16 protein-coding genes are annotated in these 14,968 nt (G+C 62.8%); 6 read left to right on the plus strand and 10 right to left on the minus strand.

The window, feature by feature from the left end:
• Window positions 1-6 precede the first annotated feature (6 nt).
• Window positions 7-723 (plus strand): PA5502 family lipoprotein, encoded by a 717-nt coding sequence (locus BLU37_RS06910; RefSeq protein ID WP_010447463.1) that lies wholly within the window; start codon window positions 7-9, stop codon window positions 721-723.
• A 168-nt stretch (window positions 724-891) separates the two neighbouring features.
• Here BLU37_RS06910 and katE read toward each other — a convergent pair whose 3' ends face one another.
• A complete protein-coding gene (gene katE, locus BLU37_RS06915; protein WP_090203469.1) occupies window positions 892-3,030 on the minus strand; it encodes a catalase HPII in 2,139 nt (712 codons plus the stop codon).
• A 255-nt stretch (window positions 3,031-3,285) separates the two neighbouring features.
• Between katE and BLU37_RS06920 the strand changes: the two genes are divergently transcribed.
• The 3 genes from BLU37_RS06920 (at window position 3,286) to BLU37_RS06930 (ending at window position 5,822) form a co-directional block, all read left to right on the plus strand.
• The gene (locus BLU37_RS06920) at window positions 3,286-4,293 is read left to right on the plus strand and encodes a methionine ABC transporter ATP-binding protein (protein WP_090203472.1); all 1,008 of its coding nucleotides are present in this window, start codon (window positions 3,286-3,288) and stop codon (window positions 4,291-4,293) included.
• On the plus strand, window positions 4,293-4,967 hold the full coding sequence (locus BLU37_RS06925; protein WP_010447466.1) for a methionine ABC transporter permease: 675 nt from the start codon (window positions 4,293-4,295) through the stop codon (window positions 4,965-4,967). The genes BLU37_RS06920 and BLU37_RS06925 overlap by 1 nt, the downstream gene beginning before the upstream one ends.
• 81 nt (window positions 4,968-5,048) lie before the next feature.
• A complete protein-coding gene (locus BLU37_RS06930) occupies window positions 5,049-5,822 on the plus strand; it encodes a MetQ/NlpA family ABC transporter substrate-binding protein (RefSeq protein ID WP_010447467.1) in 774 nt (257 codons plus the stop codon).
• A gap of 121 nt (window positions 5,823-5,943) precedes the next feature.
• On the opposite strand, the gene BLU37_RS06935 is transcribed toward BLU37_RS06930, so the two are convergent.
• Window positions 5,944-6,813, minus strand: a complete 870-nt coding sequence (locus BLU37_RS06935; protein WP_090203476.1) for a LysR family transcriptional regulator — start codon at window positions 6,811-6,813, stop codon at window positions 5,944-5,946.
• 138 nt (window positions 6,814-6,951) lie between these two features.
• Between BLU37_RS06935 and BLU37_RS06940 the strand changes: the two genes are divergently transcribed.
• Window positions 6,952-7,377 (plus strand): VOC family protein, encoded by a 426-nt coding sequence (locus tag BLU37_RS06940; RefSeq protein WP_010447469.1) that lies wholly within the window; start codon window positions 6,952-6,954, stop codon window positions 7,375-7,377.
• 16 nt (window positions 7,378-7,393) lie between these two features.
• Here BLU37_RS06940 and BLU37_RS06945 read toward each other — a convergent pair whose 3' ends face one another.
• The 6 genes from BLU37_RS06945 to BLU37_RS06970 all read right to left on the minus strand — a co-directional run bounded on the left by BLU37_RS06945 (window position 7,394) and on the right by BLU37_RS06970 (window position 13,197).
• Entirely contained in the window at window positions 7,394-9,187 is a 1,794-nt protein-coding gene (locus tag BLU37_RS06945) for a sensor domain-containing phosphodiesterase (protein WP_090203479.1), read from the minus strand.
• Window positions 9,188-9,288: 101 nt separating this feature from the next.
• The gene (locus tag BLU37_RS06950) at window positions 9,289-9,924 is read right to left on the minus strand and encodes an SCO family protein (protein WP_090203482.1); all 636 of its coding nucleotides are present in this window, start codon (window positions 9,922-9,924) and stop codon (window positions 9,289-9,291) included.
• Window positions 9,921-10,820 carry a heme o synthase gene (gene cyoE / locus BLU37_RS06955; protein WP_090203484.1) on the minus strand — a complete coding sequence of 300 codons (900 nt, stop codon included), beginning with the start codon at window positions 10,818-10,820 and terminating at the stop codon, window positions 9,921-9,923. The genes BLU37_RS06950 and cyoE overlap by 4 nt, the downstream gene beginning before the upstream one ends.
• On the minus strand, window positions 10,808-11,887 hold the full coding sequence (locus BLU37_RS06960; protein ID WP_090203487.1) for a COX15/CtaA family protein: 1,080 nt from the start codon (window positions 11,885-11,887) through the stop codon (window positions 10,808-10,810). Before BLU37_RS06960 ends, cyoE begins: the two co-directional genes overlap by 13 nt.
• A 10-nt stretch (window positions 11,888-11,897) precedes the next feature.
• Window positions 11,898-12,485 (minus strand): hypothetical protein, encoded by a 588-nt coding sequence (locus BLU37_RS06965; RefSeq protein WP_090203490.1) that lies wholly within the window; start codon window positions 12,483-12,485, stop codon window positions 11,898-11,900.
• Complete coding sequence (locus tag BLU37_RS06970) at window positions 12,451-13,197, minus strand: SURF1 family protein (protein ID WP_090203493.1); 747 nt, start codon at window positions 13,195-13,197, stop codon at window positions 12,451-12,453. Before BLU37_RS06970 ends, BLU37_RS06965 begins: the two co-directional genes overlap by 35 nt.
• A 71-nt stretch (window positions 13,198-13,268) precedes the next feature.
• Between BLU37_RS06970 and BLU37_RS06975 the strand changes: the two genes are divergently transcribed.
• On the plus strand, window positions 13,269-13,472 hold the full coding sequence (locus BLU37_RS06975; RefSeq protein ID WP_010447483.1) for a twin transmembrane helix small protein: 204 nt from the start codon (window positions 13,269-13,271) through the stop codon (window positions 13,470-13,472).
• A 13-nt stretch (window positions 13,473-13,485) separates the two neighbouring features.
• Here BLU37_RS06975 and BLU37_RS06980 read toward each other — a convergent pair whose 3' ends face one another.
• The gene (locus tag BLU37_RS06980) at window positions 13,486-14,382 is read right to left on the minus strand and encodes a cytochrome c oxidase subunit 3 (protein WP_090203496.1); all 897 of its coding nucleotides are present in this window, start codon (window positions 14,380-14,382) and stop codon (window positions 13,486-13,488) included.
• Window positions 14,383-14,416: 34 nt separating this feature from the next.
• Complete coding sequence (locus tag BLU37_RS06985) at window positions 14,417-14,965, minus strand: cytochrome c oxidase assembly protein (RefSeq protein ID WP_090203498.1); 549 nt, start codon at window positions 14,963-14,965, stop codon at window positions 14,417-14,419.
• Window positions 14,966-14,968 lie beyond the last annotated feature (3 nt).

A 14,968-nucleotide genomic window follows, 5' to 3' on the forward strand; every position in this document is an offset into this window, starting at 1 on the left:
GCAGGAATGAAGCTTTCCGCCTCCCGTTATCTGCTCCTTGCCGCATTTTCCCTGCTGTTGGGTGCCTGTCAGAGCACCCCGCCGGCCGACACCGCCGTACCCGATGCCCGGGCCACGGCGATTGCCGCGCTGGAACAGAACATCAACAGCAACGAACTGGCCACCGCCGAGGACCAGTTGGCCACCTTGCAGGCGCAGTCCCCCGACGACCCGCAACTGGTCCAGTACCAGCGACAACTGGCCGAAGCCTATCTGCAACGCAGCCAGATCGTGCTGCAGAAGGGCGACGTCAATGCCGCCGCCACGGCACTGAGTCGTGCCCGAGCGCTGATGCCCAAGGCCCCGGCGCTGACCGGCGGCGTCAACGGCGCCATCGCCCAGGCGCGCAAGGCAGAACTGGAAAAAGCCGAGGCCGAACTCCAGGCCGCCGAAGCCAAACCTGCAGCCAGGCTGATCGACCCGAGTGCCGAAAGCAGCACCATCGCCCTGAACATCCAGGACATTGCGCTGCTGCGCAAGCAGATGGATGCGCTGGCGGCGGATGTGGTCAATTACCAGTGCGCGGTGACCTTCCAGGTACCGCGTACCCAGGACTACCCGTGGCTGGCGACCCTGCTGGGCAAGCGGGTGAAGAAGCTCGACCCGGACTTTGCGTTGAAGCTCGACAAGCAGATCGACCGCAATGTGCAGGCGCAAGTGGTGCTGAGCCCACGCAAGCCCTGATACCGCTGATCGCGGGCAAACCCGCTCCCACAGGTAGTGCGGTGTACACAAGATCTGCATCAGGCACGGTCAATAGGGGCACTGGCTTGCCACCCAGTATCCCGGCGCACGCGAGACCTGTGTCCGACACGGTCAGTGTGGGAGCTGGCTTGCCAGCGAAAGCGTCCGTCAGGCCGGCACCGCCTTGGCCCGTTCCTCGCGCTCCCAGACCCGATGCTCGGCCAGCGCCGCGACAAACGCCTTCAGCGCCTTGGCGTCACTGCCCACCAGCAACCCCGCATCCGCCTGCAGATGCAGTTTCTCCAGCAACGGCTTCGCGTCCTCATGGACAGCAATCGGCTTGAGGTGCTTGTAGGCCTCCAGCAGGTAATGCAGCGCCACGCCGTTACTGCCGAGCGCCTTGACCGACGCCGCGCCACCCGGCACATACACCGCATCGAACGCCACTGACGGCAAGCCCTCCATCGAGGCATCCACCGCCAGGCTCTCGCCCTTGGCGGTCGTCACGGCTGCCGAAGTCGGCCCGAGCAGCCGGGCATGGGCGCCTTCGGCTTCCAATACCTTGCGGAGCGCCGCGATCGCCGCACCATCGACGCCATTCGCGGCCAGAATCGCCACTTTGCGCGTCTTGATGTTTCCCGCCAGCAGGTTCGCCTGGCTCAATGCCGGCGACTGTTCCAACGCGGTCTTGCGCGGTGCCACCGTACCGGCTGTCGGTGCTGGCAAGCCAAGGTTGGCCGCAACCCGCGCCGCCAGCTCCAGGTCGATGTTGGCGAGGATCTCGTTCACCTGCCGTGCGCGGATATGCTCACGCTCCACCTTGCCCAGCTCGAAGCTGTAGGCGGCGATGATGTGTTCCTGCTCGTGCGGGCTCATGCTGTGGAAGAACAGCCGGGCCTGGGAGAAGTGGTCGGAAAACGACTCGCTGCGCTGGCGGATCTTCGCCGCATCGATCCGCTCGGGATAACTCTCGAAGCCGCCATCCCGGGCAGCCGGCGGGGTTTCCCTGGGCCAGCCGGCATCGATCGAGTTGGGCTCGTAGGACGCCCGACCCTTGTCGATCACCGTACGATGCTGGGCATCGCGCTGGCTGCTGTGAAACGGCGCCAGCGGCCGGTTGATCGGGATCTCGTGGAAGTTCGGCCCGCCCAGGCGGCTGATCTGGGTATCGGTGTAGGAAAACAGCCGGCCTTGCAGCAAGGGGTCGTTGGAGAAATCGATCCCCGGCACGATGTGTCCGGGGCAGAAGGCGACCTGCTCGGTTTCGGCAAAGAAATTGTCCGGATTGCGGTTGAGCACCATCTTGCCCAGCGGCTGGATGGGCACCAGCTCCTCGGGAATCAGCTTGGTCGGGTCGAGGATATCGAAGTCGAAGCTGTGCTCATCCTCCTCGGCAATGACCTGCACGCCCAGTTCCCACTCCGGATAGTCGCCGCTTTCAATCGACTCCCAGAGATCGCGACGATGAAAGTCGGTGTCCTTGCCGGCCAGCTTCTGCGCTTCGTCCCAGACCAGCGAAAAAGTGCCGACGGTGGGGCGCCAGTGAAACTTGACGAAGCGCGAGCCGCCGTCGGCATCGACCAGCCGGAAGGTGTGCACCCCAAAGCCCTGCATAGCTCGCAGGCTGCGCGGAATCGCCCGGTCGGACATCGCCCAGATCACCGCATGAGCAGACTCCGGCACCAGCGACACGAAATCCCAGAAGGTGTCGTGGGCCGAACCGCCCGTGGGGATTTCGTTGTGGGGCTCGGGTTTGACCGCGTGGACGAAATCGGGAAACTTGATGGCATCCTGAATGAAGAACACCGGCACGTTGTTGCCGACCAGGTCGAAATTGCCTTCTTCGGTGAAGAACTTCACCGCAAAGCCGCGGATGTCCCGTACGGTATCCCCGGAGCCACGGGGTCCCTGAACGGTGGAGAAGCGCACGAACACCGGCGTCTGGGTGCCAGGGTCCTGGAGAAAGCCGGCCTTGGTCAACGCCGCGTGGCTCTGGTAGGCCTGAAAGTAGCCATGGGCGGCGGTGCCTCGTGCGTGCACGATGCGCTCGGGAATCCGCTCATGGTCGAAATGCGTGATCTTTTCACGCATGATGAAGTCTTCCAGCAGCGAAGGCCCACGGGCCCCGGCTTTCAGGCTGTTCTGGTTATCGGCGACCTTCACCCCCTGATTGGTGCGCAACGCCTGCCCGGTGGCGTCGGAGCGAAAGGGTTCCAGGCTCTGCAACTTGTCGTTGGTGTTGCCACGATCCTGGGTATCGGTTCCAGCCAGTTGGCTCTGGGTGGCCGTAGGTTTCTGGGTATTCATCAGACGGATTCCTCGGTGACAGTCGCCGCAGACCGGCCGGATAACCGACAGGGTCCACGGGAGTGGGATTCGACGTACCTAACGAGTGACTGCCGCTGATGACGAGCCGTTCCTTTTTTCTGACCACTGATCGTGTTATTGCCAAATCGCAGGTTGCATGCGAAATAAATGCTAATAGCATCTATACGGACAGGCTAAAATGCGCGCCCGGCTAACCGCTGACCCCTTTCCATTGCGCCCCACAAGGTTCGCTACGTGATCGAGTTTCATAACGTCCATAAAACCTACCGGGTTGCCGGTAAGGATATTCCCGCCCTGCATTCGACCCACCTGCGCGTCGAAGCCGGACAGGTGTTCGGTCTGATCGGCCATTCCGGCGCTGGCAAAAGCACCCTGCTGCGTCTGATCAACCGCCTGGAAGAACCCACCGGCGGCAAGATCGTGGTCGACGGCGAGGAAATCACCGCACTCGACGCCAATGGCCTGCGGCGCTTTCGCCAGCAGGTCGGGATGATCTTCCAGCACTTCAACCTGCTCGCGTCCAAGACCGTTGCCGACAACGTCGCGCTGCCGCTGACCCTGGCCGGTGAACTGTCCCGCCGGGAGATCGACCAGCGCGTCGCCGAACTGCTGCAGCGTGTCGGCCTGGCCGACCACGCGAAGAAATACCCCTCGCAGTTGTCCGGCGGGCAGAAACAGCGCGTCGGTATCGCCCGCGCCCTGGCGACCAAGCCGAAAATCCTGCTGTGCGACGAGGCCACCAGCGCCCTTGACCCGCAGACAACCGCCTCGGTCCTGCAATTGCTGGCCGAGATCAACCGCGAGCTGAAACTGACCATCGTCCTGATCACCCACGAGATGGACGTGATCCGCCGCGTCTGCGACGTGGTCGGCGTAATGGATGCCGGCGTGATCGTCGAGCAGGGTCCGGTGGCCCAGGTGTTCCTGCACCCCGAGCACCCGACCACCCGGCGCTTCGTTCAGGAAGACGAGCAGATCGACGAAAACGAGCAACGCAACGACTTCGCCCATGTACCGGGCCGTATCGTGCGCCTGACCTTCCAGGGCGATGCCACCTACGCGCCGCTGCTGGGTACCGTGGCCCGGGAAACCGGGGTCGACTACAGCATCCTCGCCGGCCGCATCGACCGCATCAAGGACACCCCCTATGGGCAACTGACGCTGGCCATCACCGGCGGTGATCTGGATGCTGCCTTCGCCCGCTTCGCTGCGGCTGACGTCCATATGGAGGTACTGCGCTGATGGACCTGTTTCTGAGCTTCTTCGCCAATATCGACTGGTCGGACATCTGGGAAGCCACTGGCGACACCCTGATGATGCTCGGCGGCTCGCTACTGTTCACCGTACTGCTCGGCCTGCCGCTGGGCGTGCTGCTGTTCCTGTGCAGCCCGCGCCAACTGCTCGAACACAAGGCGACCTACTCGGCGCTGTCGTTCGTGGTCAACGTGGTGCGCTCGCTGCCGTTCATCATCCTGCTGATCGTGCTGATCCCCACCACCGTGTTCCTCACCGGCACCTCGCTGGGGGTGGCCGGTGCCATTCCACCACTGGTGATCGGTGCCGCGCCGTTCTTCGCCCGGTTGGTGGAAACCGCCCTGCGCGAGGTCGACCGTGGCATCATCGAAGCGACCCAGGCCATGGGCGCGACCACCCGCCAGATCGTCTTCAATGCGCTGTTGCCGGAAGCCCGTCCGGGTATCCTGGCAGCCATCACCGTGACCACCATCACGCTGGTAGGCTATACCGCCATGGCCGGCGTGGTCGGTGCCGGCGGCCTCGGCGACCTGGCGATCCGCTATGGTTACCAGCGGTTCCAGAACGATGTGATGCTGGTCACCGTGGTCATGCTGGTGGTGCTGGTCCAGGTGCTGCAGACCATTGGCGACAAACTCGTGGCGCGTTTCTCGCGCAAGTAACCTCAAACGCTTTCGCAATCTACTGAATTGCCGGCCCGTGGGCCGGCAGATGCCAAGCGGCATCCCACATGGAGTCGTTCGATGAAAAAACTGATCGCAGTCGTCGCAGCCGTCGCGGCCTTTTCCGCCCAGGCCGCAGAAATCCTGAGCGTGGGCGCCAGTCCTGTGCCACACGCGCAAATCCTCGAATTCATCAAGCCGACCCTGGCCAAGGAAGGCGTGGACCTGAAGATCAAGGTCTTCACCGACTACGTGCAGCCGAACGTGCAGGTGGCCGAGAAGCGCCTGGATGCCAACTTCTTCCAGCACCAGCCGTACCTGGATGAGTTCAACAAGTCCAAGGGCACCCACCTGGTCAGCGTCGCCGGCGTGCACATCGAGCCGCTGGGCGCCTACTCCAGCAAGTACAAGCAACTGGCCGACCTGCCGGGCGGCGCTGCCGTGGTGATCCCCAACGACGCCACCAACGGCGGTCGTGCGCTGTTGCTGCTGGAAAAGGCCGGCCTGATCAAGCTCAAGGACTCGAACAACATCCTGTCGACGCCCAAGGACATCGCCGAGAATCCCAAAGACCTGAAGATCCGTGAACTGGAAGCCGCGACCATCCCACGCGTGCTGACCCAGGTCGATCTGGCGCTGATCAACACCAACTACGCCCTGGAAGCCAAGCTCGATCCGTCCAAGGACGCGCTGTTCATCGAGGGTAAAGACTCGCCCTACGTGAACATCCTGGTCGCCCGCCCGGACGACAAGGACTCGGATGCCATGAAGAAACTGGTAGCCGCGCTGCACAGCCCGGAAGTGAAGGCGTTCATTCTGGATAAGTACAAGGGTTCGATCGTTCCTGCGTTCTAAGCTCCAGAGCCTCTTCGCGGCGCTTCGGCGCCGCGAAGAACGATGACGGGGTCTTCAGAAAAACCGCGCCGTCCTGTTCTCGAGTAAATCCTGCGTCCACAAAAACCGGCTCCCGCAGGTCCTATGGCGTAGTTCCACAGGCCTGCAAGCAGTCCAGCAGACAATCCAATGCTGGCTGGCGCTGGGCGCGGCGCAATACCGCGATCAGTTGCCGTTCGAAGGTCAACTCGCCCAGTTCGATCACCCGCAACTGATCCGCCCGCTGCAACCACAATCCCGCCTTGGGCACCAACGACACCCCCAGCCCGCACTCGACCATCCGCGCAATCGCCTCGATCTCGTCCAGCTCCAGCACATCACGCACCTGAATCCGCCGCTCGCGCAAAAACTGACTGACCAAGCGCCCACCAAACGAAGCCCGGTCATACCGGACGAACGGCTGCTCGGCGAGCAGTTGCAGCGGATCATCACCGGCAAGACGCAATGGCGCGATCAGCACAAAAGCCTCGCGGGCCAGCGGGATCTCGAGCAACTCCTTGGGCAACTCGAACGGCGACTTGATCAGCAGGGCCAGGTCCAGCTCACCGGCTTCGACCTGGCTCAACAGGTTGAGCGAAACCCCGGGAACCAGCTTCAGTTCAACTCGCGGCGCCGCCTCGCGAAACCTCGGCAGCGCGCGCGGCAGCAGGCCGGTCTGCACCGTGGCGATTGCACCGATGCGCAGCTCGCCCTGCCACTCCGCTGCCGCCGTGGGCAGCGCCATCGCGCCGTACAGCGCGAGAATCTGCTCGGCCAGCGGCAAGGCGTGACGTCCGGCCGCGTTCAGCACGGCGGCGCGGCCACTGCGGTCGAACAACCGTACACCCAGGTGTTGCTCCAATACCCGCATCTGCGCACTGACCGCCGACGGCGTCAGCCCCAACTGCTGCCCGGCGGCGACAAAGGTGCCTTCGCGGGCCACACGGATAAAGGTCTTGAGCTCTCGCAGCATCGGGCGCATCCAGAAGCGGAATGAAACAGGCAAGCAGGATACGACAAAATAATTTGTGCTCGACGGTAAGAATATGCGCTTTTAAACAAAATAATCGTCTCTAGACTGAAAGCTCATTTCTCAAGACGGGTATCAGTCATGGCGCTTTCTCCTTTTCATCTGGCAATTCCCGTCCATGACCTGGGCGCAGCCCGACGCTTCTACGGCGAGGTATTCGGCTGTGCCGAAGGACGCAGCAGCGATCATTGGGTCGACTTCGATTTTTTCGGCCACCAACTGGTGATCCACTACCAGGCCAGGACCGCCGCCCAGGAACAGGTCATGAGCAACCCGGTGGACGGCCATGACGTGCCGGTGCCGCATTTCGGCGTGGTGCTGGGCTGGGCAGAATGGGAAGCACTGGCCGAACGCCTGCGGGCCCGGGACACCCGGTTCGTGATCGAACCCTACGTGCGCTTCAAGGGGCAGGTCGGCGAGCAGGCGACGATGTTCCTGCTCGATCCGTGTGGTAACGCGCTGGAGTTCAAGGCATTCAAGGATATCGGGCAACTGTTCGCCAAATAGCCGCGCAGGGCGGACCTCAAACGTGGAGAGGCACGACTTCCGATGCACTGTCGTGCCAAAGGTCCGGGTTGAACGTCAGGGCGATATCGGCCCAATGGCGCTTGAAATGATCGATGCCCAGTGGCCGACTGAGGAAATAACCCTGCGCTTCATGACAACCGTATTCATGCACCAGGCTCAGGCAGCGGAACGTCTCGATCCCCTCGGCCACCGTGCGATAGCCCAGTTCCTGGGCGAGTTGCAGCACTGAACGGGTGATCGTGCGGTTTCGCGAATTGTTTTCGAGATCGGTCACCAGCGACTTGTCCAGTTTCAGGATATTGGCGGGGATTTCATGCAGGTAGGCGAAGTTGCTGTAGCCGGTGCCGAAGTCATCAATAGCCACATCAATGCCGAGTGCCCGAATGGCCGTCAATTGGCTGATCACCTGGTTATCGGCCCTGATCCACTCACCCTCGGTAATTTCCACTTCCAGGCGGCGGGGCGAGACAGCGTACTGTTCACAGGTATCGAGCAATGTCTGGGCGATATCCATGTTCTGGAAGTCCTGGGCCGACAGGTTCACCGACAACCGAATGTCGACGTCACTCCAGACACTGAGATCCTGCAGGGCACGATCAATCACCCAGCGGGTCACCGTGCTGATCCTTCCGGAGCGCTCGATCAACGGAATGAATTCCGCCGGTGACAGCTTGCCCAGTGTCGGATGACGCCAGCGGATCAAGGCCTCGGCACTGATCAGACGACCATCCTGTACGCTGAAGCGCGGTTGATACTCCAGGTAGACATCACCGCCGGCCAGGGCGTCATTGAGGTCCGCAAGCAAGGTGAAGGCACGTCGCTGGGCACAATCGAGGGTGTCATCATAGGCAGCCCAGAGGCTGTGACGGTAATTCGCCAGGCCAACCGCGTAAGTGGCCTTGCGCACCAGCGTCGCGGCTGTCTGCTCACCGTTTTCGCAAACGGCCAGGCCCACGCGAACCACCTGATCGACAAACGACTCGGAAATCAAAGCCAACAATACACAGAACAGTTCCGGATGCCGTTTGGCTTCACAGCTCAAATGCACGCAGAAATCCCGATCGCCGACATGATAAAGCTCGGCCACCCCATCCAGGCGGCGACGCAGGTTCGCGGCCAACTCACAGCTCTGCGAAATTTGAGCGTCAAGCCTTCTTTCCTGGCTCAACTGACCACCAGAAGGCTCTTCCTGCAGTTGCACCATCACAATCAGCCGCGCCATCCCTTCGGCGAGAGAGAGCACCTGGGTGTCGCGTAGAAATTGCTGCAGATTGGGCAAGCCGCTGACGGGGTGACGGTACTTCAGCAGTTGTCGCTGTTCGATCTGGACCATGACCATCTCGGCGAAGTCTTGCAACACCGTGACTTGATCGTCATCGAGCTGGCGCGTTTCGCTATCGATCAGGCACAAGCTGCCCAAAACACGCCCATGGTGGTCACGTAGCGGCGCACCGGCATAAAAACAGATGCCGGCGGGTGCCGTGACCAGCGGGTTTTTGGCGAAACGCGGATCCTGCTTGGCATCCAGGATCTGCATCACACCCGGTTGCTCAATGGTGTAGCGACAAAACGATTGCTCGATAGGCGTCTGGCTGGCGGCAAAACCCACGCGGCCGGCAAACCACTGACGCTCGCGCTCCACGAGCGAAATCAGCACCGTGGGCACCCGAAAGTAGGTGGCGGCCAGCCGGCAGATGCGGTCGAAATTCTCACTACCGGCTGTTTCCAGCCATTGCAAGGCGTGGACGGCTGCGAGTCGTTCCTGTTCGGTGTCGGAGGAACTGCTCATGGGCTTGTCCTGAAGAATGGGCTGGGAATAGCCAGATGATATCGAAATGATATCAAACTCTGAGCACCGTTCGGCTGGAAAGTTTCACCCACCCGTCTTGTTTATTCGCGTTTGAGCAGGCTGGGCAACTGCGCCACCAATTTCTGGTTGTTCAGCGGTGCCCGAACAAACCCACGCTGACGGCCATCGGGGCCGACAATGGCCAAGTTGCCACTATGATCGACAGTGTAGTTCGGTTTGCTGGTATCGGCCGGAATGAACGGGATGCTCACCGCATTGGCCAGCTTTTGCAGGTCCTCGATGGAACCGGCCGTCAGCCCACGAAACTGCGGATCGAAATACCCCAGGTACTGCTTGAGCTGCTGGGGGGTGTCGCGATGGGGGTCGACACTCACCAGGATGATCTGCAACCTGCCCACGACGTCCTTGGGCAACTCGCTCTTGATCTGTCGCAACTGCGCGAGGGTGGTCGGGCAGATGTCCGGGCAGAAGGTGTAGCCAAAGAACAGCAGGGTCCACTTGTCCTTGAGCTGGTCGATCTGCACCGGCTGGCCGTCCTGGTCGGTCATTTTCACGTCCGGCAGCGTGCGGCTCTGCGGCAGCAGGATGATCCCGGCATCGATCAGCGCCGTGCTATCGCCCTGGCCCTTGCCGTTGAGGACCTTGTTGACCGTCAGCCCCAGGATCAGGGCCACCACGGCGACGAGGATGAAGACGGTTTTTTGATTTCGAGTCATAGATTCAACAATAGGTAGTGATCGACGAGCAGCGCGATGAACAGCAGGAACAAGTAGTAGATAGAGTACTTGAAGGTGGCGATCGCCGCCTGCGGCCGGCTGCCACGGTACAGCACCCAGGCCCAGTGCAGGAAACGCGCGCCCAGGCCCAGGGCACAGAGCAGGTAGAGCACGCCGCTCATGTGGATGACGAACGGCAGCAGGCTGGCCGCCAGCAGGACGAAGGTGTAGAGCAGGATATGCACCTTGGTGTAGTGCTCGCCATGGGTCACCGGCAGCATCGGGATATCGGCCTTGGCGTACTCGTCCTTGCGATGGATCGCCAGCGCCCAGAAGTGCGGCGGGGTCCAGGCGAAGATGATCAGCACCAGCAGCAGCGGCTCGGCGCTCAGGTGCCCGGTGGCCGCGACCCAGCCCAATAGCGGCGGAGCCGCGCCGGCCAGGCCGCCGATAACGATGTTCTGCGGCGTGGCGCGCTTGAGAAAACCGGTGTAGATCACCGCATAGCCGAGCAGCGAGGCGAGGGTCAGCCAGGCCGTCAGCGGGTTGGTGAAGGCCAGCAGCAGCGCCTGACCGAGCACTGCCAGCAACAGCGCAAAGGCCAGTGCCGCCGAGGGCGAGATACGGCCCTCGGCGAGCGGCCGCTTGTGGGTCCGGGCCATCACGGCATCGATCCGCCGATCCACCACATGGTTGACCACCGCCGCACCGCCCGCACACAGACCAATGCCGAGGTTGCCGAATACCAGCACCGTCCACGGTACGCCGGCGCGGGTGGCGAGAAACATGCCGACCAACGAGGTGATCAGCATCAGCACCACCACCTTGGGCTTGGTCAGTTCCAGGTAGTCGCGCCAGATCGCCTGGCGGTGACGGTCGCCGGCTAAAATCGCCATGGCAGTTCTCCCTTGAGGGTGACAGGCCCATGTACCGTCCCGCGTGGGCTGAGCCGCCAACGCGCGGGCGCCTGTTTGCGCACCCGCACCAGGGCGGTTCGCACGTGATAGTTGATCAGCACCACGGTCAGCAGCAGCAACGCGCCACCGGCGTTGTGGGCCACGGCCACCGGCAGTGGCAGGTGGAAGTAGACGTTGCTCAGGCCCAGGCCGATCTGCGCCGCTAGGGCACACAGCAGCAACCCGGACAGACGGCTCATGCCAACCAGCCGCAACTGCCAGGCCAGCCCCAGCAGCACCAAAGTGACCAACAGGGCGCCGAGGCGATGAGTCAGATGAATCGCCGTGCGCGCGTCGCTGTCGAGCTGGCCGCCCAGGTAATTGGGGCCGATGTGCTGGGTCAGGTGGAAACCGTTGGCGAAATCCGCCGCTGGCCACCATTGGCCGTGGCAGGTCGGCAGGTCGATGCAGGCCACGGCGGCATAGTTGGAACTGACCCAGCCCCCGAGGGCGATCTGCAGGATCACCAGCAGCAGCCCGGCCGTCGCCCAACGTTGCAGGCGGCGTGGCACCGCCAGCGCCGGCAGCACACCGGACAGACGCAGGGTCAGCAGGAACAGCAGGCTCAAGGTGGCGAAGCCGCCCAGCAGATGGCCGGTCACGACCTGTGGCCAGAGCTTGAGGGTCACCGTCCACATGCCGAACGCGGCCTGGGCCAACACCAGCGCCAGGAGGAACAACGGCAGCTTCAGCGGCTGCCCTTCACGACGCCGCTCCCTCCAGGAACGGACCGCCAGCACCAGGATCAACAACCCCAGGGTGCCGGCAGAATAACGGTGGATCATTTCGTTCCAGCCCTTGTGGGCCTCGACCGGCGCATCGGGAAAATGCAGCTCGGCATGGGCCAGTTGGGCTTCGCTCCTGGGCACGCTGATAAAACCGTAGCAGCCCGGCCAGTCGGGACAGCCGAGGCCGGCATGGGTCAGGCGCGTGTAGGCACCGAGCAGCACGACGATCAGTGCCAGCAGGGTGGCGAACAGTGCAAGACGAAATCCTGGCCTGGCCATGCCGACCTCCTTAGCCGATGTTCGACAGCTTCAGTAGCTGCCGCAGGTCGTTGAGCAGGTCCTTGCCCTTGACCCGGGCGTCATAGCGCAGCACCAGGTTGCCGTGGGGATCGATGATCCATAGTTGCGGCATGCCGCTGCCCTTGGTTTCCCGGGTATAGGCCGGAAGATCGAGTGAATAACGCTGCAGTTGTGGGTACTCGCGTTGCAGCTTGGCCGCGTAGTCATCGTCCAGCGGCTGCGCGGTCGCCAGCGCATGGCTGGCGCGGGGCGCATCGCGGCCCAGGCCGATATGGATCTGCCGCGCCAGGTAGACCAGTTGCTGACAGTCCACCGAGCACTCCTGCGGGGCCGTCACCAGCATCTGCCAGCGGCTCTCGTCGGCCTGTACGCCGAGGTCGGCACGGCCCTGGCCATTGCCGATCAGTTCGCCGTGATAGCTGCGGCTTTCCGGTACCCAGAACTGCAGCTTGTACATGCCGGTGGCGAGGATCATCGGGCCGATGACCATCAGCACGATAAGGATCAGTTGCCAGCGGCCACGGGCCTGCGCCGGTCGTGGCTCAGTGGTGTCGAATCGATTCATGGCCGCTCCCATGCCGTTTCTCCCTTGCGTTGTGCCATCCGAGGTAGAGATAGAGGCCGAACAGGGCCAGGCCCATGGCGAACCACTGCACGGCGTAGCCGAGGTGTTTTTCCGGCCCCATGCCTTCGGCCACCACCGGCCAGTCGGTTTCATAGCTGCCGGGGCCGGGGGCCTGACGCAACTCGTAAGCGAAGCCTTCACGACCCAGTTCGGTCCAGAGTTTGTCGGGTTCGATGGCCGTCACCAGGCGTGGCCAGGCGGCACCGGCCGGGTCGGCCTGCAACTGGAAGGTCGCGCCAGGCGCCACGTAGACCCAGGCATCGATATTCAGCGCCTGCCCAGGCGTGTTGAAGAGGACGGGCGTGCGCCGTTGCGGCCACGGCAACCAGCCGCGATTGACCAGCAACCAGAGCCCGCTGGCCTGGTCGTGAAACGGCTGGAGCAGCTCGACACCGATCCGGCCATTGCGCATGCGGTTGTCCAGCAGGTAACTGTGTTCAGTGTCGAACTGGCCGCGCAGCCGTACCCGGCGAAAGGCCGGATCGGGATTGCCATGGAGCTGTTCGACACTCAACGGCTCGGCCGTGCGCCGCTGGGCATAGCTGTCGAGCAGCAGGCGCTTCTGCTCGCTGCGGTGCAGTTGCCAGAAGCCCAGCGACACCAGCAGCGGCAGCAACAGCAGCACCACCAGGGTCGGCGCGACACCGGGGCGAAAGCGCCTCATGACGGCGCCCCGTGGGCAGGAATCGGACTCGCTATACTGAAATACACGTGCATCTCCCCCGGAGTCTCACCATGCTCAAAGCGGCGATTGTCCTGATGCTGATCGCCACGCTGGTCAGCTTGTTCAGCGGTCTGGTTTTTCTGGTCAGGGACGAGGGACCGTCTCATCGCCTGCTCACCGCGCTGACGATTCGCGTCAGCCTGGCCGCCATTACCCTGGCGTTGATCACCTGGGGTTTCTACAGCGGCCAGTTGGTCTCCAGTGCCCCCTGGTAAGCAGGCGCCGCGTTCACAGCACGTAGACGAAAACGAACAGACCGATCCAGACCACATCGACGAAGTGCCAGTACCAGCTCGCCGCCTCGAAGCCGAACTGATGCTCGGCATCGAAGTGCCCGCGCAGGATGCGCACCAGCATCACGAACAGGATCAACGTGCCGATGGTCACGTGGGCACCGTGGAAGCCGGTGAGCATGAAGAACGTCGCGCCGTAGATGCCCGAACCAAGGGTCAGGCCCAGCTCGTGGTAGGCGTGCAGGTATTCCTTGGCCTGGAAGCCGAGGAACGCCAGCCCGAGCAGCACCGTCAGCGCCAACCAGGCTTTCAGTGCACGGCGATGGCCCTTCTGCAAGGCATGGTGGGCCAAGGTCACCGTCACGCTGGAACTGACCAGCAGCACGGTATTGATCAACGGCAGGCCCCACGGACTGATCGTGCCCCTGGGCGCCGGGAACAGTTTCGGGTCGGGATTGTTCAGTAATGGCCAGGTGTTCTGGAACTGCGGCCAGAGCAGGTGCGCCAGGCCCTTGGCGCCGCCTTCACCGGCCAGCCAGGGTACCGACATGTGCCGCACATAAAACAGCGCACCGAAGAAGGCGACGAAGAACATCACTTCGGAAAAGATGAACCAGCTCATGCCCCAGCGGAACGAGCGGTCCATCTGCGGGCTGTAGAGGCCGGCGCGGCTTTCGCGGATCACCGAGCCGAACCAGCCGAACAGCATGTAGGCCAGCAGCAGGCCGCCGACGAAGAAGATCAGCGGGCCATGGGACTCAGGACGCGCCGCCTTCAAATCGTTGAACCAGGTCGCCAGGCCGTAGACCGTCACCAGCAGGCCGAGGGTGGCGATGATCGGCCACTTGCTTTGGGCCGGAACGTAATAGTGCGCGTGGGTGGGAGTTGCCATTTTATTGTTCTCCTTGTCGGGCACGCCGAATGGCCTACCCGCCCGAGTGGGCCACGGGTGGGTTGTGGGCGGTGATGTCGAACAGCGTGTAGGCCAACGTCAGGTGCTTCACGTCCTTGGGCATGTCACGGTCAACGATGAAACGCACGGGCATCTCGATCCGTTCGCCGGGCTTGAGCGTCTGCTGGGTGAAGCAGAAGCACTCGGTCTTGTGGAAATACACCGCCGCATTTCCGGGGGAAATGCTCGGGATGGCCTGGGCCTTCATCACTTTGTCGGTGGGGTTGTAGGCGACGAAGATCATCTCGTTCACCGCGCCCGGGTGGACATCGATCCGCTCGGCCTTGGGGTAGAACTCCCAGACCATGTCCACCGCATTGGTCGAGAGGAACTGCACGCCGACCTGGCGTGACGCGTCCACCACCTGCTCGCCCTCATACTGGCCGGCCGTCTTGCCGTTGATGCCGAACGCCTTGCACATCACGTCATAGAGCGGCACCAGAGCGAAGCCGAAGGCGAACATCGCCACCACCACCAGCAGCAGTCGGGTGACCAGGCGCTTGAGTGACACCGAATCGCTCATCGG

The organism is Pseudomonas asplenii, from assembly GCF_900105475.1.
In the GTDB taxonomy this organism is placed as follows: Bacteria; Pseudomonadota; Gammaproteobacteria; order Pseudomonadales; family Pseudomonadaceae; genus Aquipseudomonas; species Aquipseudomonas asplenii.